We start from the raw sequence: 18,807 nt of genomic DNA on the forward strand, positions 1-18,807 counted from the left end.
CCCGTCCCAACCATGACCACTGCCCAGACCCGGCCCGCCGAGCGCCACCGCCCGCTCTTTCACTTCACGCCCGCGCGCCACTGGCTGAACGACCCCAACGGCCTGCTGCACTTCGGGGGCGAGTACCACCTCTTCTTCCAGCACAATCCCTTCGGCTCGACCCACGGGCACATGAGCTGGGGCCACGCGGTGAGCCGCGACCTGATGGCCTGGGAGGACCTCGGGGTGGCGCTGCCCGAGCGGGAGGGCCGCGCCATCTTCTCGGGGAGTGCGGTTGTGGACTGGCACAATACGAGCGGGCTGGGGCTCCCGGACGTGCCGCCCCTCGTCGCGCTGTACACCGGGCACCGGGAAGGGCACCAGGCGCAGTACCTCGCCTACAGCCGGGACCGCGGGCGGACGTGGCACGACCTCGGGGAAGTGCCCGTGCTCGACCGGGGCAAGTGCGACTTCCGGGACCCCAAGGTGTTCTGGCACAGCGGGACGGAACGCTGGGTGATGGCCGTCGCCCATCCCACCGAGCGCCAGGTGGAGATATTCAGCTCGCCCAGCCTACGCGACTGGACCTCCGAAAGCCTCTTCGGTCCCGCGGGCGACACGAGCGGTCCCTGGGAGGTGCCCGAGCTGTTCCCGCTGATGGACGAGGACGGCCTGGAACGCTGGGTCCTCAAGGTGGACGTGTACCCAGGTCGTCCGGCTGGAGGATCGGGGTGCCAGTACTTCGTCGGGACCTTCGATGGCCGGACCTTCTCACCGACAACCCCCGCCCGCTGGCTGGATCACGGGCCCGACTTCTACGCGGCCCTGTCGTTCTCGGACCTCCCCGGGCGGCGGGTCTGGCTGGGGTGGATGAACAATTGGCGGTACGCTTCCCGGCTGCCGACCGAACCCTGGCGCGGCACAGTGAGCGTTCCCCGGGAGCTGTCCCTCGCGGAGTCGGCGGAGGGTCCCGTGCTGAGGCAACAGCCCGTCGCCGAACTCGACCGGCTGCAGGGAGCGGAGTTTGGCGTGAGGGAACACACCCTCCGGGACGGCGTGCCGCTCATCCTCACGCCTCACGCGCTGCCCGCCCTGGACCTGTCCCTCGACCTGGCGGGACGGGGAGCGCGGCGCCTCGTCCTCCACATTGGGAGCGGCGATCAGGAGGAGGTCGTAATTTCGTGTGACCTCGGGGGCAGGCGCCTCGTCCTACGGCGCACAACCGCGCCCTCGGTCGGCGCCCCGGAGGGTTTCGACGGGGAGTACGAGGCACCGCTCACCGCCGCGGATCACCTCCTCTCGCTGCGGATTCTCGTGGACCGCTCGTCGGTGGAGGTCTTTGCCCAGGACGGGCGCGTGGTGATGACGGCCCTGGCCTTTCCAGAGGAGGCGGGCTGGACCGTCCGGGCCGCGGCCCAGGGAGGAGATGCGGAGGTGCTGCGGTCCAGCGTCTATGCGCTGAGGCGGGCGGCACCTCCCAGACCGGGCTCAGGAGACCCATGAACAGGACCTATGACTGCATCGTGCTGGGCGCCGGGGGGGCCGGGACGAGCGCCGCCTATCACCTCGCCCGGCGGGGGCGGCGGGTGCTGCTGCTCGACCAGTTCGCCGTGGGGCACGACCGGGGATCGAGCCACGGCCACTCGCGCATCTTCCGCCTCGCCTACGACCAGCCCGACTACGTGCAGTTGGCCCAGCGTGCCCTCGACCTGTGGCGTGAGGTGGAGCAGGTTTCCGGGCAGACCCTGCTGACCGTCACGGGCGGCCTCGACCTGGGCCCGCACGAGTTGCCGAGCCTCCGGGCGGTGGAACAGAGCCTGCGACAGGCGGGCGTGGCGGTCGAGACGCTGGACGCCGGGGCGCTCATGCGCCGCTTCCCGCAGTGGCGCGTCCCGGACGATTGGGCGGCGGTCTACTCGCCCGACGCGGGCATCGTCAACCCCTCCCACACGGTCGAACTGCTCGCGGCCCTGGCCCGCGCGGAGGGGGCCACCATGCTGGAACACACCCCGGCGCTGGAGCTGGACCTGGGCGACCCGGACGCGCCCGCCGTCCGCACCCCGCGGGGCACCTTCGCCTGCCGCCGCCTGATCGTCGCCGCCGGGGCCTGGCTGCCGGAGCTGGTGCCGGACCTGGCGCGTGGGCTGCGGGTCACGCAGGAGACGACGGCCTTTTTCCGGGCCCAGGACCTCGCCCCGTTCCAGCCGGAACACTTCCCCGTGTTCATCGGGCACGCCCGGGCGGGGGAGGCGGAGGTCTACGGCTTCCCCGCCTTCGGGCTGCCGGGCGTGAAAATCGCCGAACATCTCCGGGGGCCCGTGACGACGGCCCGGACCCGGGACTTCGAGGTGGAAGACCTGACGCTCGCGCGGCTGGGCGCCTATCTGGAACGCCGCCTGCCCGGGGCGGCGGGCCCGGTCATGCAGGCCAAAACCTGCCTCTACACGGTGACACCCACCCAGGATTTCCTGCTCGACACGCACGGCGCGGTCACCCCGGGCGGTTCCCCGTCCGTGCTGCTCGCCTCGCCGTGCAGCGGGCACGGGTTCAAGTTCGTGCCCGTGTTGGGTGAACTGCTGGCCGACTGGGCGGACGGGGTGCCTCACCCGCTGCATTCCGCGCGCTTCCGGGCCCGGCGGGCGATGGCTCACGGTCATCCCACCCCCGCAGAATGAGGCCGGGCGCGGCGCCTGGCCCCGCGTCCAAGCCCCCCGGAGACCCGATGTCCTACTCCATCACGCTGGGCCACCGCCACTACACCTTCCCGGACCTGCGGAGCGTGCTCGCCCGCGCCAGCCCGGTTCGCTCGGGCGACGAGCTGGCGGGGCTGGCCGCCGCGAGCGCCCACGAGCGGGTGGCGGCGCGCTCCGTCCTCGCCGGGCTGCCGCTGCGCCTCTTTCTCGAAGAGCCGCTCATCCCCTACGAGACCGACGAGGTCACCCGGCTGATCGTGGACACCCACGACCCGGCGGCCTTCGCGCCCGTGGCGGGACTGACCGTCGGCGAGTTCCGCGACTGGCTGCTGGGGGAGGAGGCGACCTCTGAGGTCCTGGCCGCCCTCACCCCCGGCCTGACTCCCGAGATGGTCGCCGCCGTGAGCAAGCTGATGCGCAACCAGGACCTGATCCTGGTGGCCCGCAAGTGCCGGGTGGTCACCGCCTTCCGCACCACCCTGGGGCTGCCGGGCCACTTCTCGATGCGGCTGCAACCCAACCACCCCACCGACGACCCCCGGGGCATCCTGGCCTCCACGATAGACGGGCTGATGTTCGGCATCGGGGACGCGGTCATCGGCGTGAACCCGGCCCTCGACAGCGTGGCCTCCACCGTCCGGCTGCTGCACCTCCTCGACGAGTTGCGAGAGGGGCTGGAGCTGCCCGCCCAAACGTGCGTGCTCGCCCACATCACCACGCAGATCGCGGCGGTCGAGGCGGGTGCGCCCCTGGACGTGATCTTCCAGTCGGTTGCGGGCACCCAGGCGGCCAACGCGGGGTTCGGGGTGGACCTGGCGCTGCTGCGCGAGGGCCGGGACGCGGCGCGGTCGTTGAACCGGGGCACGGTGGGCCAGAACGTCATGTATTGCGAGACCGGCCAGGGGAGTGCGCTGTCCGCGAACGCCCACCACGGGGTGGACCAGCAGACCTGCGAGGCGCGGGCCTATGCGGTGGCGCGCTCGCTCTCGCCCCTGATCGTGAACACGGTGGTGGGCTTCATCGGGCCCGAGTACCTGTACGACGGCAAGCAGATCATCCGCGCCGGGCTGGAGGACCATTTCTGCGGCAAGCTCCTGGGGCTCCCGATGGGCTGCGACGTGTGCTACACCAACCACGCCGAGGCCGACCAGGACGACATGGACACCCTGCTCACGCTGCTCGCCGCGGCGGGCCTCACCTTCGCCATCGGGGTGCCGGGGGCCGACGACATCATGCTGAACTACCAGTCCACGAGCTACCACGACGCCTGGTATGTCCGCCAGCTTTTCGGCCTGAAGCCCGCCCCCGAGTTCGTGGCCTGGCTGGAGCGCATGGGGATCGCGGCGGGCGAGCGGCTGCTCCCACCCGACCCGGCCCGCGCCGAGCGCCTGCTGGGTTGGAGGGGCGCGTGAGGGGCGAGATCGAGCCCGGCGTCACCCCCTCGCCCTGGGAGGAGCTGCGCGCCCACACCCGGGCCCGCATCGCCCTCGGCCGGGCGGGGCACAGCCTGCCCACCCGCGAGGTGCTCGCCTTCGGCGAGGCGCACGCCCGCGCCCGCGACGCCATTCACACCCCGGTGGACTTCGGCCCGGTGGAGGCCGTGCTCACGGGGGCGGGGATGCCGTTCCTGCACCTGCAAACCGGGGCCGACAGCCGCGAGACCTACCTGCGCCGGCCCGACCTGGGGCGGAGCGTGGGCCCGGGGGCGCTGGAGAGCCTGCGCCCGCACGCCGGAACGTACGACGTGGCCCTGGTCGTCGGCGACGGCCTGAGCGCCACCGCCGTCCGGGAGAGCGCGCCGCCCTTCCTGCGGGCCCTGCTGCCCGAACTCTCCGGCTACCGGCTCGCGCCCGTGGTCCTCGTCCAGTACGCCCGGGTGGCCGCCGCCGACCCCATCGGCGAGGCGCTCGGCGCCCGGCTGACCCTGATGGTGCTCGGCGAGCGGCCGGGGCTGGGGCTGCTCACCCCCGAGAGCCTGGGGCTCTACCTCACCTACGGCCCGCGCGTGGGCCGCCTGGACTCCGAGCGCAACTGCATCAGCAACATCCACGCGGGGGGCCTGCCGCCCGGCGTGGCGGCCCGGGCCACGCGCCACCTCGTGCGGGCCAGCCTGGGGCGGGAACTCAGCGGCGTGCGCCTGCCCGCGGGGGACGCCCTGCCGGGGGGGTGACAGGAATTCCCGATTGAACCGATTCTGGACCTGTTCAACCCGGGAGAAGGCCAAAAGCGGTTGCCGGGGCAGGAGCCGCGGGGTCCGGCAATTCTGCGGGGCGCTCCCGTGAGACGCGGGAAGGGACGCTACAGCGGGGGCGTGAAGCGCCCGTCCATGCTCGTCCAGCCGCCGTCCACGAAGAGGACCGTGCCAGTCACGAAGGAGGCGGCGTCCGAGGCGAGGTAGACCACGGCCCCGGCGATCTCTTCCGGCCTGCCCCAGCGGCCGAACACACTCTTTTGCGCGTAGGCCTCGTACCACTGCGGATTGTTCTTGATGGGCGCGGTCAGGGGCGTGTCGATCACGCCCGGGGCGACGGCGTTGGCGCGCACGCCCCGGCCCCCCAACTCGCTGGCGAGGCCGCGCAGCAGTTGCAGGGTCCCCGCCTTCGTCGCCGCGTAGACGCTCTGGCCGGGCTCGACGACCTGCGAGCGGATCGACGAGAAGGCGATCAGGCTGCCGCCGCCCCCCTCGGCCATCGCCCGGCCCGCACTTTGCAGGAGGTTGAAGGTGCCGCCCATATTGACCCGCAACACCCGCTCGAACTCCTCAGGGGTGTAGTCGAGCAGCGGCTTGCGCACGTTGATGCTGGGGCTGCTCACCCCGATGTCGAGCCGACCATGCTGACGCAGGATGCCCGCCACGGCGTCCTCCACCGCCCCCGCGTCGGTGAGGTCGAGGGTGAGGCCCTCGGCGGCGTATCCAGTTTGCACGATGGCGTCCGCCGTCCGCGAGGCCGCCTCCCCGTTGAGGTCCGCCACGACCACATGCGCCCCGTTCGCCGCGAGGGCGTGCGCGCTGGCCTCCCCGATGCCGCTGCCGCCCCCCACCAGGAGGGCCACCTTGCCGTCGAGCCGAAACATCGTCGCGTAATCCATAGGGCCTCCGAACAAGGGGGGGGCTTCACTCGTCCCGGTTCAGGAACAGGATGGCGGCGGCGGCGTAGAGCCGCGCGGCGTCCACCACCGCCTGCACCGGGACATGCTCGTCCACCTGATGCGGGATGGTGCGGTCCCCCGGGCCGATGGTCACGATGGGCACGTCCGCCCAGGCGTGCAGGAAGGTGCCGTCGGTCGCTCCGGGCACACCGCCGTAACGCACCGGCTGCCCGGTGAGGTCCAGCCCCCGGACGACGGCCCGCACGACTGGTGCATCGGGGGGCGTCTGGGTTGCCGGGCGGTCCTCGTACACGTCGAGCCCGGCGGAGATGCCCGGGAAGCCCGGCAGGACCGACCGGAGGAGGTCCCCGATCTGCCCGGCCAGCAGGGCGTGGTCCACCCCGGGCACGGTGCGGATGTCCAGCCCCACCCGGCACGTGCCGGGAATGACGTTGTTCTGCCCCGGCCCGGCGTTCGCCTCGAAGACGGTCGGAGTGAGGTACACGTCCCCCAGCCACTCGTGCCGCGCGCCCCGCCACTCCCGTTCGAGGGCCGAGAGTCCCCCCACGAAGGCCGCCGCCGCCGGAATCGGGTTGGCGCCCGCATAGGGCATCGCGCCGTGGGCCATCCGCCCGGTAAAGGTCACCCACGCCCGCATGGCGCCCTTCTGGCACAGGCAGACCTCGTTCTCCTCCGGCTCGCAGATGATCGCCCCGGCAAAGCCCCGCGCATACCCCGCCCGCACGAAGGCCTTGACGCCCAGCATCAGCCCCTCCTCGTCGCAGAGGATGGCGAGGCGCAGGGGGCGCTGCGGGGTGGGCAGGACCTCCCGCACGGCGACGGCGGCGCAGATCGCGGCGGCCAGCCCCGCCTTCATGTCGGCGCTGCCCCGCCCGTGCAGCAGGCCGTTCTCGATGCGGCCCTCGAAGGGAGGAATGGCCCAGCCGCCCGGGTCGCCGATGGACACCACGTCGGTATGGCCCTCAAAGATCAGGCCGCCCTCGCCCGTGCCCAGGTCCGCGATGAGGTTGGGCCGCCCCGGGGCCACCTCCTGCCGGGTGACCGCGAAGCCGCGCTCACGCAGGTACGGCTCCAGGAAGTCGGCGGCGACGGCCTCGCCGGGCACGGGTACCTGGGTGTCGAGGCGCACGAGCGAGCGGGCGAGGTGGATCAGAGCCTCCTCGTCCACGGCGTCGGCGGCCCGCCGGGCGAGGTCGAGCAGTGGGCTGGGTGGTGAGGGTTCGATGGCACAACCTCCTGGCAGGGAAGAGGACTTCAGGGCGGTGAAGGGCGGCTTGCCACCTCCCGGTAGGCGGGCCAGCGGCCCAGGGTGCGGGCGTTCAGGACCGCGTGCACGACCGCCCGGGCGAGCGTGTCGGCGGCAACGGTCCCCAGGCGGCTGAGGTCCCCGGGCGTCTCCACGGGCTGACCCCCGGTCGCCGCCGCGAACACCACGTCGCCGTCAAAGGGGGTGTGGACCGGCCAGAGGGAGCGGGGCAGGCCGTCCTGGGCCATCTGCGCGACCTTGAGCGCCTGCGCCTTGGATAGGGTGCGGTTCACGGCGACCAGCCCGAGGGTGGTGTTCTGGCCGGGCTGGGGCGGGTCGGTGGGGGGCAGCAGGCGGGGGTCCACCGGGGGCAGCGGCCCGCCGAATTCCCCCGCGAGTTCGAGTTGGTGCGCGTAGAGCCCGCCCGTCGTGGGTGAGAACACCTGCCCGGCGGCGTTGACGACCACGAGCGCCCCGACCAGGCTGCCGTCTTCCAGCGCGGTGCTCGCCGTGCCCACGCCGCCCTTGAGCATACCCACCACGGCCCCCGTGCCCGCGCCGACGTTGCCCTGCTCCACCGGCCCGGCCCGCGCGTTCTCCGCCGCCTGGTAGCCGAAGGAGGCGTCCGGTCGCCCCCCGAAATCCCCCGCCCGCCCGAGGTCGAACAGCACCGCGCCGGGCACGATGGGCACCACCCGGCCCTCCCCGACCTCAAAGCCGACGCCGCGCTCCTCCAGGAAGCGCATCACGCCGCCCGCCGCGTCCAGGCCGTAGGCGCTGCCGCCACTCAGCAGCAGGGCGTGGATGTGGGTGACGGTGTTCTCGGGCCGCAGCAGGTCCGTCTCGCGGGTGCCGGGGGCGGCGCCGCGCACGTCCACCCCGGCCACGGCGCCGCCGTCAAACAGCACCACGGTCGTCCCGGTCGCCTGCGCGAGGTCGGTGTGGTGGCCCACCCGCACGCCCGTCACGTCGGTGATGGCATTCAGCGGGCCGGGCCGCGGGACCTCCCCCCGCTGACTCCCCGCCGCCGCCGCTTCAAAGTTCGTCATGGCCCTCCCCCCCGGCCCCGCAGGCCGTCCCCGAGCAGGTTGAAGCCGAGCACCGCGAGCATGATCGCCACTCCCGGCACGACCGTCGGGTACGCGGAGAGGTACAGGAAACTCTGCGCCTCCCGCAGCATATTGCCCCAACTTGCCTGAGGCGGCTGGATACCGAGTCCCAGGTATGACAGTGCCCCCTCGATCAGGATGGCCGCGCCTAGCGTGAAACTCGCCTGCACGATCAAGGGCGTCAGAATGTTGGGCAGCACGTGGCGCCCCAGCACGCGGGCCGGGCGGGCACCGAGGGCCTGCGCCGCCTCCACATACGGCTCGGCCCGCACCGAAACCGCCCCCGACCGCGCCAGCCGCGCGAAGACGGGCACGGCGCTCACGCCCACGGCGAGCATGGCGGGCAACAACCCGGCGCCCCAGGCGGTGACCAGCAGCATCACGAGCAGCAGGGTGGGGAAGACGTACACCGCGTCGAGCAGCAGCGTGAGGGCCCGGTCTACGAGGCCGCCGTAAAAGCCCGCCAGCAGCCCCAGCGGGAGGCCCAGCCCCAGCCCCACGCCCACCGCCACCAGGCCCACGGCGAGCGCGCTCCTAGCCCCCACCATCACCCTCGCCAGCAGGTCGCGCCCGAAGGCGTCGGTGCCCAGGACATGCCCGCCCCCGGGGGGCTTCAGCCGCGCGAGCAGGTCGCCCGCGTTGGGGTCGGCGGGGAGCCACACCAGGCTCACCAACGCGGCCAATCCCACCACCCCCACCAGCCCCGCCCCGAGGAGGAGTGAGGGATTTCCCCGCCGCCGCCTCGTCCTTCCGGCTACTACACGGGAAAGCGCCCTAGCCATAACGCACCCGGGGATCAAGCAGGCCATACGCGAGGTCCACGAGCAGGTTGACGGTCACCACGAAGAGCGCGAGCACCAGCACGGCGCCCTGCACCAGGGGAAAGTCCCGCGCCGAGATCGCTTGCAGGGCCAACGTTCCCATGCCCGGCAGCGCGAAGACGTTCTCCACGATCACCGTGCCCGTGAGGAGTTCGGCGAATTCCAGGCCCAGCACCGTCAGCAGCGGGATCAGGGCGTTGCGCAGGCCGTGGCGCAGCAGCACCCGGCGCTCGGGGAGGCCCTTGGCGCGGGCGGTGCGGACATGGTCACTGCGCATCGTCCCCAGCAGCGCGGCCCGCACCATGCGGGTGGAGAGGCTGACCCGCACGAGGACCAGCGTGAGTACCGGCAGGATCAGGTCGCGTGCCCCGCGAAAGCCCGTGGACGCCAGCAGGCGGTACTTCACCGCAAACACCAGGATCAGCAGCAGCCCCAGCCAGAAGGCCGGGACCGCCGAGAGCAGGGTCAGCCCGGTTCGCAGCACGAGGTCGAGCCATGACCCCTCCCGCCGCGCCGCGAGGATGCCGAGGCCGAGCGCCAGCACGGTCGTCAGCCCCAGGCTGAGCAGCGCCAGCGTCAGCGTGAAGGGCAACCGGGTGCCCAGGAGTTCCGTGACGGGCTGGCTGTAACGAATTGATGTGCCCAGGTCCCCCCGCAGCACGCCCGTCAGCCACCCCAGGTAACGGGCCAGCGGCGGCTCGTTCAGCCCGAGCTGCTCGCGCAGGGCCGCCACCGCTCCCGGCGTCGCCCCCACGCCGAGCAGGCTCAGCGCCGGGTCCCCCGGAATGAGGCTCAGGCTGAAAAACACGATCAGGCTGGCGATCAAGAGGGTCACCAGGGCGATCAGCAGGCGCCACAGGACCAGGGAGGCGCTCACTCGGGAAGGACTCCACCGGGGGCGTGGTGGGGGAGTTGAAGGATGCTCCTCATCCGCGCGGTGAACGCGCGTGTTGTGCCCCTCTCCCCCCGGGAGGGAGGCGGGGACCTGTACAGCTCGGGGGGGACTCGCACGGCCCGCGGCGCGGCGAGAGGGAGGGGCAGGCCCCCCCGGTCGTGCTGGCGCAGGTCGCGCGCCCCCGCTGCTCCGCGGCTTGGGAAGCCCCCCACGGGGGGAGCAAACATCGTCCTCACCACAGGTTCCCGGAGGCCCCGTCGTTTCTGCCCGGGGAGGAAAGGGGGCGGGCACCGCGGGTGCCTCTCAAAGAGGGAGCCATAGCTGTCTCCTTTGTGCAAGGGGGTGAAGAAGCGGTGGGGAGGCCGTCCGCCTGCGGGAGCCTGAAGCTGCCTGTCGCGCGGACGCAGACGCGCCCAGTCTACACTCCCGCCTTACTCCCCCCAGGAACGCCTGCCTGCACGATGTCGCCCGTCTGAACACCGGGGTACACCTTCTGCTGGCCTGCCCCCAAAAGTGGACAACGCTGGCTGGAGGCCAGCAGCTTGCCCTACGACTTTCCGCCGCTGGCTGCCCTGCACACGGCTGTCGGCGCCGTCATCCCCCTGCGAACCTCCTCCCGGGCTCTTCTCTGTTCAGTCAAGTGCTTGTTACCTTTACTAAGTAATCGACTTTATTAAGTGCATAGCTTATTATTATTGCGATGGACATGAACCTTCGCATTCGCCGCCAGCTTCAGGAGGCTGTCCGAGCACAGGGGCTCACGCGCGCCCAGCTCGCCAAGCTGCTCGGGGTCAAGCCGCCCGCCGTCTCTCAACTCCTGAACGGCACCTACGGGAAGATTCCCCAGAGCCTGATCGACGTTCTCGAAGTTCTCGGCCTCGAACTCACGGTGACGAAGGCCCGCGGCGCCGCGTCCCCTTCGGAAGTGCAGGCGAAGGCCGACGCGATGGCACTCCTCAGCACCCACCCCTGGGGCAAGAAGCCCAAGGGTCTGGATGAACCTGTCGAGGTCGCTGGCCCCGCCTTCGAGGAGCTGCTGAAGGAACATCGCGGGCCTGAGCTGTGACCCAGCAAGGTCACCTGCTCTACTTGGACACCTCGGCCATGATCCGGCTCTACTCGGCGGAACCCGGCCGCGCGGAGGTGTTCGCCGAGCAGTGGGCGGCCGGAGGCGTGGTCGCCCACTCCATCACCTATGTCGAGTTGCGCGCCGGGCTGGCGGGCCGCCTCAGGAGGAAGCTCATGCGGAAGGGTGAACACGACCGGGCGGTGCGGGCATTTGAGACGGACTGGCCGAGCTTCGCCCACGTCGGGGTGAACGAGGCCCTGCTGCGTTCAGCGGGAGACCTGGCCGCCACACATGGGCTGAAGGCGTATGACGCTGTTCACCTGGCAGCGGCCCTCACCCTTTCCCCCCTGGGCCTCCGGTTCATGACGTTCGACCAGCAGCTTCAAAGAGTCGCTGATGGAGTACTCCCTGGGCAGGTATGGCACGGGTAGGCGCACCCCTCGCAGGTGGGCCGGTGAAAGGATTTCCCGGGAGATGGGAGTACCTCGATGTTGCGGGTCACCCTCAGATGCGGTGAAGGCCGCATGTCCGGCGCCGGGGAATGGGGAGGGTTTATCCAGCAGGTTGGCTTACCGCTGCCACGACACCCGCGTCACGTCGAGGCTCACGATGGGCGAGCCCACGGTCCAGCCCTGCACCCCCTTGCGCAGCGCCACGATGGTGGGAAACTCCATGACCCAGTTGTTCACGGCGTCGTCGCTCAGAATCTTTTGCAGGTCCCGCATCGCCTGCGCCGCCTGCGCGGGAGTGCCGCTCTGGTAGCGCCGGAAGGTCGCCTGGAACCGCGGGCTGTTGTAGCGGAAGTAGTATTTGGGGTCATTGTAGATGCCGATGTCGTTGGCCTCCACGTGCCCGATCACGGTGGCCTGGTAGTCGGCGTTCGTGTAGATCTTCGTGAGCCAGGTGCTGAACTCGATGGAGCGCACCTGCGCCCGGATGCCCACCTTGGCCCACTGCGCCGCGACCGCCTGCCCGATCCGCACCTCGTTCTGGTACTGGGCGGGCAGGTCGAAGGTGAAGGTCAGCGGCTTCTGGTCGGTGTACCCGGCGGCCCGCAGGAGCGCCCGCGCCTTGTCCGGGTTGTAGGGGTAAGCCCGGCTGAGGTCCACGTAATTCGTCTCGCTGGGCGTGCGGTGGCTGCCGATGGGTGTGCCCTGCCCGAAGAAGAGGCCCTGCACGATCTCGGGCTTGTTGGTGGCGTAAGCCAGCGCCTGCCGCACCCGGATGTCGTTGAAGGGCGCCCGGCTGTTGTTCAGCCCGATGGTCATCTTCGTGGTCGAGCCGCCGATGAGCAGCCCCAGGTTGGGATCCGCCCGGATCGCGGGCAGGTTCTCCGGCCCCACCCCATAGCCGATCACGTCCACGTCCCCCGCCTTGAGGGCCGCGAGCTGCGCGTTGAGGTCGGGGATGATGCGGAAGGTGACCTTGGAGAGTTTGGGCAGCGTCTTGTCGTAGTACCCGGTCCAGCGCGTGAGTTCGATGCTCGTGCCCCGGTTCCAGGCGCTGAAGCGGAAGGGCCCCGTGCCGACCGGGTTCGTCTTCTGGGCCGCCTCCTTGCCCTGTGGCCCGATCACCGAGTCCGAGCGCGCGAGGTTGAAGAGCAGGTCGTTGTCGGGGCGGCTCAGCCGCAGGACGACCGTGGCCGGACCCTGGGCGGTCACTGACTTGATCTGGGCGTAGTACTCCGGGTGGGTGTGCCCCGACTTGGGGTCGCGTGCCCGGTTCAGGGCCGCCACCACGTCCGCCGAGTCGAAGGCCGAGCCGTCGTGGAAGCGCACGCCCGTCCTGAGCCGGAAGGTGTAGGTCAGCCCGTCGGGGGACACCGTGTAGCCGGTCGCCAGCAGCGGCACGATCCGGCCCCGCGCGTCCACCGTCAGCAGGCCCTGCATCACGTTGAGGTTGAACACCCGCGCGATCTCCGCCGAGGGGGAGGCGGTGGGGTCGAGCAGCGGCGGCTCGGCGGCGATGGCGACGTTGAGGGTGTCCGGCGCGGACTGGGCGCGGGCGGCGGACAGCAGCAGCAGGGCGGTGAGGGCGTATCTCATGACGGACCTCTCTTCGGGCGGATGTCCCGGGGACAGATGCTGCTCGGGCTGTTCAGATCATAGGCCGACCCGGGCCATCCGGGTGAGGGGTGGGGGAGGCATCGCTGCCCACCGAGCCGTCCCGGGAAAGCGCTGCTTCGGTCTGCTCCGCAGCTTCTCAAGTCCCCCCGGGTTGAACCGTTCTCCCAACGGCTCAACCGGAATTGCCGTCAGAGGCCCGCTCAGCCGCCTCCCGCCCTTCAGCGGTGCGAGCGCGCCCACTCGGCGGTGAGGCGCAGCCCCTCCTCCAGCCCCAGCGGCTCGCCCAGCACCTCCCGGAAGCGCGCCGGGTCGAGGACCGAGCGCTTCAGGTCGCCCGCCCGGGGGGGTGCGGGCTGCACGTCGGCCCGCACCCCCAGGTCGGAGGCCAGCCCCTCGGCCAGCCGCCGGGTGGTCGTGCCCACCCCGGTGCCGACGTTGAGCAGCCGGGGCGTCTCCCCGCGCGCGGCGGCGATGTTGGCGCGGGCCACGTCCGCCACGTACACGTAGTCGCGCACGCAGCCGTCGTCCCCGGCCTCCTCCATCCCGTTGACCCGCACGGGCTGCCCGGCGAGCAGGTGGTCGGCGAAGATGGCGACCACGCCCGCCTCCCCGTGGGGGTTCTGGCGCGGGCCGTACACGTTGGCGTAGCGCAGGCTCACCGCGTCCAGCCCGAACTGCTGGCGGAAGGTCTCCAGGTAGTGTTCGAAGGACAGCTTGCTCGTCGCGTAGGGGCTGTAGGGCCGGGCGGGCCAGTCCTCGGCGGCGGCGCCCTGCGGGACCTCCCCGTAGATCGCCCCGCCCGTGGAGGCGAAGATCACCCGGCGCACTCCCGCCGTGCGGGCCGCCAGCAGGACGTTGAGGCCCCCCAGGATGTTCACCTCCGCGTCGAGCACCGGCTCACGCACGCTGATACTCACGCTGGCCTGCGCCGCCTGGTGGCTCACCAGGGTGGGCCGGAACTCCGCAAAGGCGGCCGACACCGCCGCCGCGTCCCGCACGTCCACCTCGTAGAGCTTGACTCCCGCGGGCAGGTTCTCGCGCTGGCCGCTGGAAAGGTCGTCCAGCGCCGCAACCTCCCAGCCCTCCGAGAGGGCAGCCTCCACCACGTGGCTGCCGATAAAGCCCGCGCCACCCGTGACCAACATCCGTTCCGTGCTCATGGGGCTGAGCGTAGCAGGTCGATTCTGCCAAAAATCGTGCGAGGGCGAACATGGAATAGGCGGCGCCGCGGGCCAGCGCGGGGGAGGCCCCCCCGGCAGCGAGAACGCCAGCCTGGGCTCTTTTCCGGGGCCGGGGAGAAGGACGGAAGAGACAAAGCGCGGGTGCCCCCCAGCCGCGCTAGCCTGAGCCATGCTTGAGCGGCCTGCGGGGGAATGGGATGTCGTCGTGGTGGGGGCCGGGCCAGCCGGGTTGCGAGCGGCACGCGCCGCCGCGCTCGGGGGCGCGCGCACCCTGGTGCTGGACAAGGCCGACGCCGTGGGCGTGCCGGTGCGGACGAGCGGCGGGAGCTTCGTCACCGAACTTGACCGGCTCGGCGTCCCCGCCCGGCTCTACCACCCCGTCACCCGCCTGCGCTTCGTCGGCCCCCGCAGCGAGGCGGTCTACGACTACCCCGAGCCCGTCGCCTGCGTGCTCGACGTGCGCGGCCTCTACCAGCATCTCGCGCAGGAGGCCATCGCGGCGGGCGCGGCGCTGCGGCTGCGGGCGCGGGTCGAGGAGCCGGTCCTCACGGGCGGGGCCGCCACTGGTGTGCGCTTCCGCGACGGGCTCTCGGGCGAGGCGTGCGAGGCCCGCGCCCGGGTGGTGGTGGACGCGAGCGGGCACGCGGCCCTGGTGGCGCGCCGGGCGGGTGGGCACCCCGGCTTCCCGAGCGTCGGCTACGGCGCCGAACTCGACCTGTTCGCGCCGGGGTTCGACGAGCGCGAGGCGGTGCTGCTCGTCGGATCGCAGGTGGCGCCCCGGGGCTACGCCTGGGCCTTTCCGCACGGCGGGGGACGGGTGCGGCTGGGCGTCGGCGTGACCCGGCCACACACCGACCTCGACCCCCGGGCCTACCTGGAGACGGTGGCGGCGCGCGTGCCGGGCCTGCGCGGGGCGAGCCCGGTCGAGGTCCACACCGGCCTCGTGCCCGCCGCCGCTCCTGACGGGGCGCCGCTCGTCGCCCACGGCCTGCTCGTGGTGGGCGACGCCGCCGGGCAGGCCTCCAGCCTCGTGGGCGAGGGCATCCGGTACGTGATGCGGGCGGGCGACCTCGCGGGCGGCGTGGCGGCCGGGGCGGTGCGGGCCGGGGACGCCTCGCGCGGCTTCCTGGAACGGTACGCCCGCGCCTGGCAGCGGGAGTTCGGGCGCGACCTGCGGGTCGCCCACGCCGTCCACGAGCGGCTGGTGTCGTACGACGACGCGGCCTGGGAGGAGCGGATGCCCCTGCTGCGGGCCATCCCGCCGGGACCCTTCGCCCGGCTGCTCGCGGGCGACTTCTCGCCGGGCCTGCTGCTCGAACTCGGGACGCGCCATCCCCGGCTGCTGGCGACCGCCGGGCGGCTCGCGGCGGCGGGCGTGGGGCGGCGGGTGAACTCGGCGCTCACCGGGGGCGGGTCCAGGCCCTCCCCGCCCTTGTCCGGCCCGGACTCCGGGGGTACCGGGTAGGGGCCCGGTCCCAACAAGGTTCTCGCGCACATCCGGTCCGGCGTGTGTAGGCCCCTGGTCCGCCCCGCTGCCCGACACCTCGCCCGGTGGGCGCCGCCCTGCCGCCGCGCATCCTCCGGGTCCCGCCCCGGCCCTCACGGGTCGCCCATCACCCGCTTGCCGCGCTGGATCAGGCGCCTGGCCCACCGCACCCGCTGCCCGTAGCCCCGTTCCGGGCCGCCCCACCACAGCGCGCCGTACACGGCCCGTTTCGCCCAGCCCCGGAGCGCCGCGCGCCGCTGCCCCTCGTCCGCGGGCCGGACGGCCAGGGAAGTCCCGCCGTCCGGCCCCTTCAAGGTGTGGAGGGCCGCGAGGAAGTCCCGCGCGAACTGCTCGTACACCGCCGCGCGCATCTCGCCGCCCAGGGGGCCGGACGCGAGATACGGGTTGGTGTTGATCTCGTAGACCTGCACGCGGCCACCCACGATGCCGTAGTCGACCCGCCCGTACTCGATGCATGCCAGGTCGAAGACGGCGCGCAACTGGGCCTCATGCGGGTTGCCCCGCAGGTAGCGGAGTTCCTCGGCCACGGTATGCTCGTCGACCACCATCAGGTCGTCCATGCCGCGCACTTCCCAGCGGCGGCTGAAGAAGATATCCGTCGGAATGATCCGGCCACCGATGTTGAAGGCGGCGTACCGGCGGTACAGGCCGCGCGCGTCCGGCTCCCCGGAAAATTCAGTCAGGATGAGCCCGGCCAGTCCGTGGCCCCGCGCCCGCCAGCCTTCCAGAAACTGTTCCAGGGCCGGTGCGTCGTGGATCAGGTCCGACACCACGCCGTTGTGCCGCTGCTCGCTGCGCACGAAGACCGGGAAGCGCCGCGGAGAGCGCCCCTCGTCCAGACGGTAAACGTCAAAATCATTCACCCCGTGCTGGCGCAGGGCCCGCAGCAACTCGAAGCGCTGCTTGACCTTCAGGGGGGGGTTGAGGAGCCGCACGCCCGGGCCGCGGGCCGCGAGCTGCTGCCACACCCCCGCGGCCCGCTCCAGGTCCCGCCCCGAGAGCCGCTCCAGGTCCCCGAAGACGTACGTGCCCCGCGGCAACGCGCGGGCATTGAGGAGGGTGGAGTAGGGAAGGGGCACGATATGCGGCGCGAAGGAAGCCCCGCGCCCGGTCAAGAAGTCCTCCAAACACAGATGATCGGGCGTGGTGAGCATGTAGATCATATGAGAATAGGGTACACTTCTTAAACTCCAGCGAGGTGAACCGGGTAGCTGCCCCCGGAGAGTGAACGAAAAGACCTGCCCATTTGGAAAACCCGGGATCGTGGAAGCCCCAGGTTCAGGAGACATGGCGTGTTCGGGCGCCGCCCTGCAATTCTTTTCGTCCCGCCACGCCCGCCCAAGCGTAAAGCGCACCTCAAGGCCCGCCGGAACACGGCGGCGGGAGTCTGCACGTCATACTGCAACATGTTGACCGTTCTCCTGGTGTTCCTCGGCCTCGGCGTGGTCGTCGCGCTGGGATTCCTGCTGCACCTCGCGTGGTTCTGGGTGAGTGGGCAGGACTACCGCTCGCCGGAGGAACGGGCCTGGGAAGGTGAGCGGCGCAGGCCGGGGGTGCCCCAGGCGCGAACACATCCCGGTCCCTCCCCCGGCGCATAACCCTGGTGGGCTCCTGAGGAGGCGAAGGGCCGGTCGTCCCTTCGCCCAATTTGTGAAGACTTTTGAAGAATTAGGTAAACACTATTGCTATACTTGGCCCCAACCTGTCCTGTTCGCCCTTCAGGAGGGGCAGGGTCGAAGCGGTGGGCTGAAGGCCATAAGCCGACTTCCTGAAAGGAAACGCAATGAAGAAGTTTTTCCTGGTTGCCGTCGCTACTGGCCTTCTTGCCGTATCGGCCGCCGCCCAGACCTCACAGGTCACTGGTTACGGCGCCCTGATCGCCATCGGCAACGCGCGGGGCATCACGCCGCCCCTGACCGTCACGGCGCTGCGGAAGTTGCAGCCGGGCTCGGCCGCCGCGAAGGTGGTCGTCGAGAAGCTGCGGATCTCGCCGGGCACGTTCGCCGCCCTGCTGAAGTATGGCAACACCTACGCGCCCAGCACGCTTCTCACCCGGGCGGCCCTCGAATCGTCGACCGGTAAGACCATCCTGGAGAACGCCGTCGCGGGGTTGATTCGGCAGAACCCCGGGCTCGCCGTGAACACCCAGCAGAGCCTGAACCGGCTGTTGAGCGACCCGACCGCCCTGGCCCTCGCCAACGAGGCGGCCGATGACGCCGGCGTTCCCGTCACCCCGCGCGGCGGCGGGAACTGACATTCGGCGGCGGGATCGCCAAAGGGGAGGGGACCCCAGCGGGCTCCCCTCCCCTTTCTGATTCCCGGGTTTACTTGATGAGGCTGCTCGTGAGCGCGTCGCGGATCTCGCCCTGCGGGCGAATCTCCTGCGGGGCCGGCGCGCGCGCAGCCAGCAGCTCCTGTGCGCTCAGGAAGGCCTGCTGCTTGGCAGCTTGGCTGGCGAGGTCCGACTTGGTGTTGATCTGCACGAACGCGAAGTTGGCCGCGTGAGCCCCGCCCCCCGGGTTGGTCCAGGTGCCCTCGCCGAGGATCGTCGCCTTTCCGTCCTTGGTCTCGACCACCCCGTCCGTGTCGGTGAGGAAGAAGCGGAGCTTGGTGCCACCATTGGGCGTCATCCCGATGGAGAGGAACGCCTTGCCCTCGACGGTCGCCGAGCCGATGACGCCGACGCCCTGTTCCTCATCCTGGGTGCAGTCGCTCCTGAGGCACCAGGCCACGCGCCCGCCCCCGGCGTTCTTCAGGTCGGCGGTCGAGGCCTTGTCGGTGATGGCGATCACGCCGTAGCGCTTGCTCTTGTCGTCGAGGATCGCCACGAACTGCCAGTCGCCCCGGTAGGGAATGCGGGCGTCGTTCGACTGCACCGTGCTCGCGTTGGGATTGTAGGGGTAGTCGGAGGGGGTGCTGCCCCCGCCGCAGGCGGTCAGGCCCAGCAACAGGCCTCCTAGCAGAGTGATCTTCTTCATGCACTTTTCTCCTTCAGAACGTGGGCGGAAGGGGGAACCGGGTCAAGGCAAGGCGTGAGTCGGCGCGGGAATTATGGACCATCCGTGAGAATCAAGTGTCATTCCTTGTTCATCGCCTCACCAGGAGTGTAACCGAAAGTGAACCCCGCCAC

At 71.3% G+C, this 18,807-nt stretch carries 18 protein-coding genes; 9 read left to right on the forward strand and 9 right to left on the reverse strand.

The window, feature by feature from the left end:
- Nucleotides 1–12 precede the first annotated feature (12 nt).
- The 4 genes from DAERI_RS13955 to eutC are packed head-to-tail and all read left to right on the forward strand — an operon-like array spanning nucleotide 13 to nucleotide 4,842.
- Nucleotides 13–1,482, forward strand: coding sequence for a glycoside hydrolase family 32 protein (locus DAERI_RS13955; protein ID WP_103130045.1), 1,470 nt, complete (start codon nucleotides 13–15; stop codon nucleotides 1,480–1,482).
- Nucleotides 1,479–2,654 carry an N-methyl-L-tryptophan oxidase gene (solA, locus tag DAERI_RS13960; RefSeq protein ID WP_103130046.1) on the forward strand — a complete coding sequence of 392 codons (1,176 nt, stop codon included), beginning with the start codon at nucleotides 1,479–1,481 and terminating at the stop codon, nucleotides 2,652–2,654. The genes DAERI_RS13955 and solA overlap by 4 nt, the downstream gene beginning before the upstream one ends.
- A gap of 47 nt (nucleotides 2,655–2,701) precedes the next feature.
- On the forward strand, nucleotides 2,702–4,084 hold the full coding sequence (locus tag DAERI_RS13965; protein ID WP_103130047.1) for an ethanolamine ammonia-lyase subunit EutB: 1,383 nt from the start codon (nucleotides 2,702–2,704) through the stop codon (nucleotides 4,082–4,084).
- Entirely contained in the window at nucleotides 4,081–4,842 is a 762-nt protein-coding gene (gene eutC, locus DAERI_RS13970) for an ethanolamine ammonia-lyase subunit EutC (protein ID WP_103130048.1), read from the forward strand. The genes DAERI_RS13965 and eutC overlap by 4 nt, the downstream gene beginning before the upstream one ends.
- A gap of 128 nt (nucleotides 4,843–4,970) precedes the next feature.
- Here the strand turns inward: eutC and DAERI_RS13975 are convergent, their stop codons facing one another.
- The 5 genes from DAERI_RS13975 to DAERI_RS13995 all read right to left on the reverse strand — a co-directional run bounded on the left by DAERI_RS13975 (nucleotide 4,971) and on the right by DAERI_RS13995 (nucleotide 9,836).
- Nucleotides 4,971–5,762: an SDR family NAD(P)-dependent oxidoreductase gene (locus DAERI_RS13975; RefSeq protein ID WP_103130049.1), complete on the reverse strand. Its 792-nt coding sequence runs from the start codon at nucleotides 5,760–5,762 to the stop codon at nucleotides 4,971–4,973.
- 25 nt (nucleotides 5,763–5,787) lie between these two features.
- Nucleotides 5,788–6,951: a M20 family metallopeptidase gene (locus DAERI_RS13980; protein ID WP_103130050.1), complete on the reverse strand. Its 1,164-nt coding sequence runs from the start codon at nucleotides 6,949–6,951 to the stop codon at nucleotides 5,788–5,790.
- Between the two features lie 86 nt (nucleotides 6,952–7,037).
- Nucleotides 7,038–8,078 (reverse strand): P1 family peptidase, encoded by a 1,041-nt coding sequence (locus tag DAERI_RS13985; RefSeq protein ID WP_103130051.1) that lies wholly within the window; start codon nucleotides 8,076–8,078, stop codon nucleotides 7,038–7,040.
- Nucleotides 8,075–8,827 carry an ABC transporter permease gene (locus DAERI_RS13990; RefSeq protein ID WP_235610397.1) on the reverse strand — a complete coding sequence of 251 codons (753 nt, stop codon included), beginning with the start codon at nucleotides 8,825–8,827 and terminating at the stop codon, nucleotides 8,075–8,077. Before DAERI_RS13990 ends, DAERI_RS13985 begins: the two co-directional genes overlap by 4 nt.
- An 85-nt stretch (nucleotides 8,828–8,912) precedes the next feature.
- Nucleotides 8,913–9,836, reverse strand: a complete 924-nt coding sequence (locus tag DAERI_RS13995; RefSeq protein WP_103130053.1) for an ABC transporter permease — start codon at nucleotides 9,834–9,836, stop codon at nucleotides 8,913–8,915.
- Nucleotides 9,837–10,554: 718 nt separating this feature from the next.
- Between DAERI_RS13995 and DAERI_RS14000 the strand changes: the two genes are divergently transcribed.
- Complete coding sequence (locus DAERI_RS14000) at nucleotides 10,555–10,920, forward strand: helix-turn-helix domain-containing protein (RefSeq protein ID WP_103130054.1); 366 nt, start codon at nucleotides 10,555–10,557, stop codon at nucleotides 10,918–10,920.
- The gene (locus tag DAERI_RS14005) at nucleotides 10,917–11,354 is read left to right on the forward strand and encodes a type II toxin-antitoxin system VapC family toxin (protein ID WP_235610398.1); all 438 of its coding nucleotides are present in this window, start codon (nucleotides 10,917–10,919) and stop codon (nucleotides 11,352–11,354) included. The genes DAERI_RS14000 and DAERI_RS14005 overlap by 4 nt, the downstream gene beginning before the upstream one ends.
- A 138-nt stretch (nucleotides 11,355–11,492) precedes the next feature.
- Here DAERI_RS14005 and DAERI_RS14010 read toward each other — a convergent pair whose 3' ends face one another.
- Nucleotides 11,493–12,968: an ABC transporter substrate-binding protein gene (locus DAERI_RS14010; protein WP_103130055.1), complete on the reverse strand. Its 1,476-nt coding sequence runs from the start codon at nucleotides 12,966–12,968 to the stop codon at nucleotides 11,493–11,495.
- Nucleotides 12,969–13,207: 239 nt separating this feature from the next.
- Nucleotides 13,208–14,149, reverse strand: a complete 942-nt coding sequence (locus tag DAERI_RS14015; protein ID WP_201262762.1) for an NAD-dependent epimerase/dehydratase family protein — start codon at nucleotides 14,147–14,149, stop codon at nucleotides 13,208–13,210.
- A 190-nt stretch (nucleotides 14,150–14,339) separates the two neighbouring features.
- Here DAERI_RS14015 and DAERI_RS14020 point away from each other — a divergent pair, with 190 nt between their 5' ends.
- A complete protein-coding gene (locus tag DAERI_RS14020) occupies nucleotides 14,340–15,635 on the forward strand; it encodes an NAD(P)/FAD-dependent oxidoreductase (protein ID WP_114149456.1) in 1,296 nt (431 codons plus the stop codon).
- 134 nt (nucleotides 15,636–15,769) lie between these two features.
- On the opposite strand, the gene DAERI_RS14025 is transcribed toward DAERI_RS14020, so the two are convergent.
- The gene (locus DAERI_RS14025) at nucleotides 15,770–16,840 is read right to left on the reverse strand and encodes a hypothetical protein (RefSeq protein ID WP_103130058.1); all 1,071 of its coding nucleotides are present in this window, start codon (nucleotides 16,838–16,840) and stop codon (nucleotides 15,770–15,772) included.
- A gap of 243 nt (nucleotides 16,841–17,083) precedes the next feature.
- On the opposite strand from DAERI_RS14025, the gene DAERI_RS14030 reads away from it, so the two are divergent.
- Together DAERI_RS14030 and DAERI_RS14035 are read left to right on the forward strand one after the other, a co-directional pair.
- Nucleotides 17,084–17,275, forward strand: coding sequence for a hypothetical protein (locus DAERI_RS14030; RefSeq protein ID WP_103130059.1), 192 nt, complete (start codon nucleotides 17,084–17,086; stop codon nucleotides 17,273–17,275).
- A 185-nt stretch (nucleotides 17,276–17,460) separates the two neighbouring features.
- A complete protein-coding gene (locus tag DAERI_RS14035) occupies nucleotides 17,461–17,931 on the forward strand; it encodes a hypothetical protein (protein ID WP_103130060.1) in 471 nt (156 codons plus the stop codon).
- 70 nt (nucleotides 17,932–18,001) lie between these two features.
- On the opposite strand, the gene DAERI_RS14040 is transcribed toward DAERI_RS14035, so the two are convergent.
- Nucleotides 18,002–18,655, reverse strand: coding sequence for a hypothetical protein (locus DAERI_RS14040; RefSeq protein WP_103130061.1), 654 nt, complete (start codon nucleotides 18,653–18,655; stop codon nucleotides 18,002–18,004).
- Between the last annotated feature and the right edge of the window lie 152 nt (nucleotides 18,656–18,807).

The organism is Deinococcus aerius (genome assembly GCF_002897375.1).
Classification (GTDB): Bacteria; Deinococcota; Deinococci; order Deinococcales; family Deinococcaceae; genus Deinococcus; species Deinococcus aerius.

Excerpts from the sequence above, each read along its gene's own strand:
- solA (WP_103130046.1), top strand. The coding sequence starts at position 1,479 with ATGAACAGGACCTATGACTGCATCGTGCTGGGCGCCGGGGGGGCCGGG.
- DAERI_RS14030 (WP_103130059.1), top strand. The coding sequence starts at position 17,084 with ATGTTGACCGTTCTCCTGGTGTTCCTCGGCCTCGGCGTGGTCGTCGCG.
- DAERI_RS13965 (WP_103130047.1), top strand. The coding sequence starts at position 2,702 with ATGTCCTACTCCATCACGCTGGGCCACCGCCACTACACCTTCCCGGAC.
- DAERI_RS14020 (WP_114149456.1), top strand. The coding sequence starts at position 14,340 with ATGCTTGAGCGGCCTGCGGGGGAATGGGATGTCGTCGTGGTGGGGGCC.
- DAERI_RS13985 (WP_103130051.1), bottom strand. The coding sequence starts at position 8,078 with ATGACGAACTTTGAAGCGGCGGCGGCGGGGAGTCAGCGGGGGGAGGTC.
- DAERI_RS14040 (WP_103130061.1), bottom strand. The coding sequence starts at position 18,655 with ATGAAGAAGATCACTCTGCTAGGAGGCCTGTTGCTGGGCCTGACCGCC.
- DAERI_RS14010 (WP_103130055.1), bottom strand. The coding sequence starts at position 12,968 with ATGAGATACGCCCTCACCGCCCTGCTGCTGCTGTCCGCCGCCCGCGCC.
- DAERI_RS14025 (WP_103130058.1), bottom strand. The coding sequence starts at position 16,840 with ATGATCTACATGCTCACCACGCCCGATCATCTGTGTTTGGAGGACTTC.
- DAERI_RS14015 (WP_201262762.1), bottom strand. The coding sequence starts at position 14,149 with ATGAGCACGGAACGGATGTTGGTCACGGGTGGCGCGGGCTTTATCGGC.
- DAERI_RS14000 (WP_103130054.1), top strand. The coding sequence starts at position 10,555 with ATGGACATGAACCTTCGCATTCGCCGCCAGCTTCAGGAGGCTGTCCGA.
- DAERI_RS13955 (WP_103130045.1), top strand. The coding sequence starts at position 13 with ATGACCACTGCCCAGACCCGGCCCGCCGAGCGCCACCGCCCGCTCTTT.
- DAERI_RS14035 (WP_103130060.1), top strand. The coding sequence starts at position 17,461 with ATGAAGAAGTTTTTCCTGGTTGCCGTCGCTACTGGCCTTCTTGCCGTA.
- DAERI_RS13975 (WP_103130049.1), bottom strand. The coding sequence starts at position 5,762 with ATGGATTACGCGACGATGTTTCGGCTCGACGGCAAGGTGGCCCTCCTG.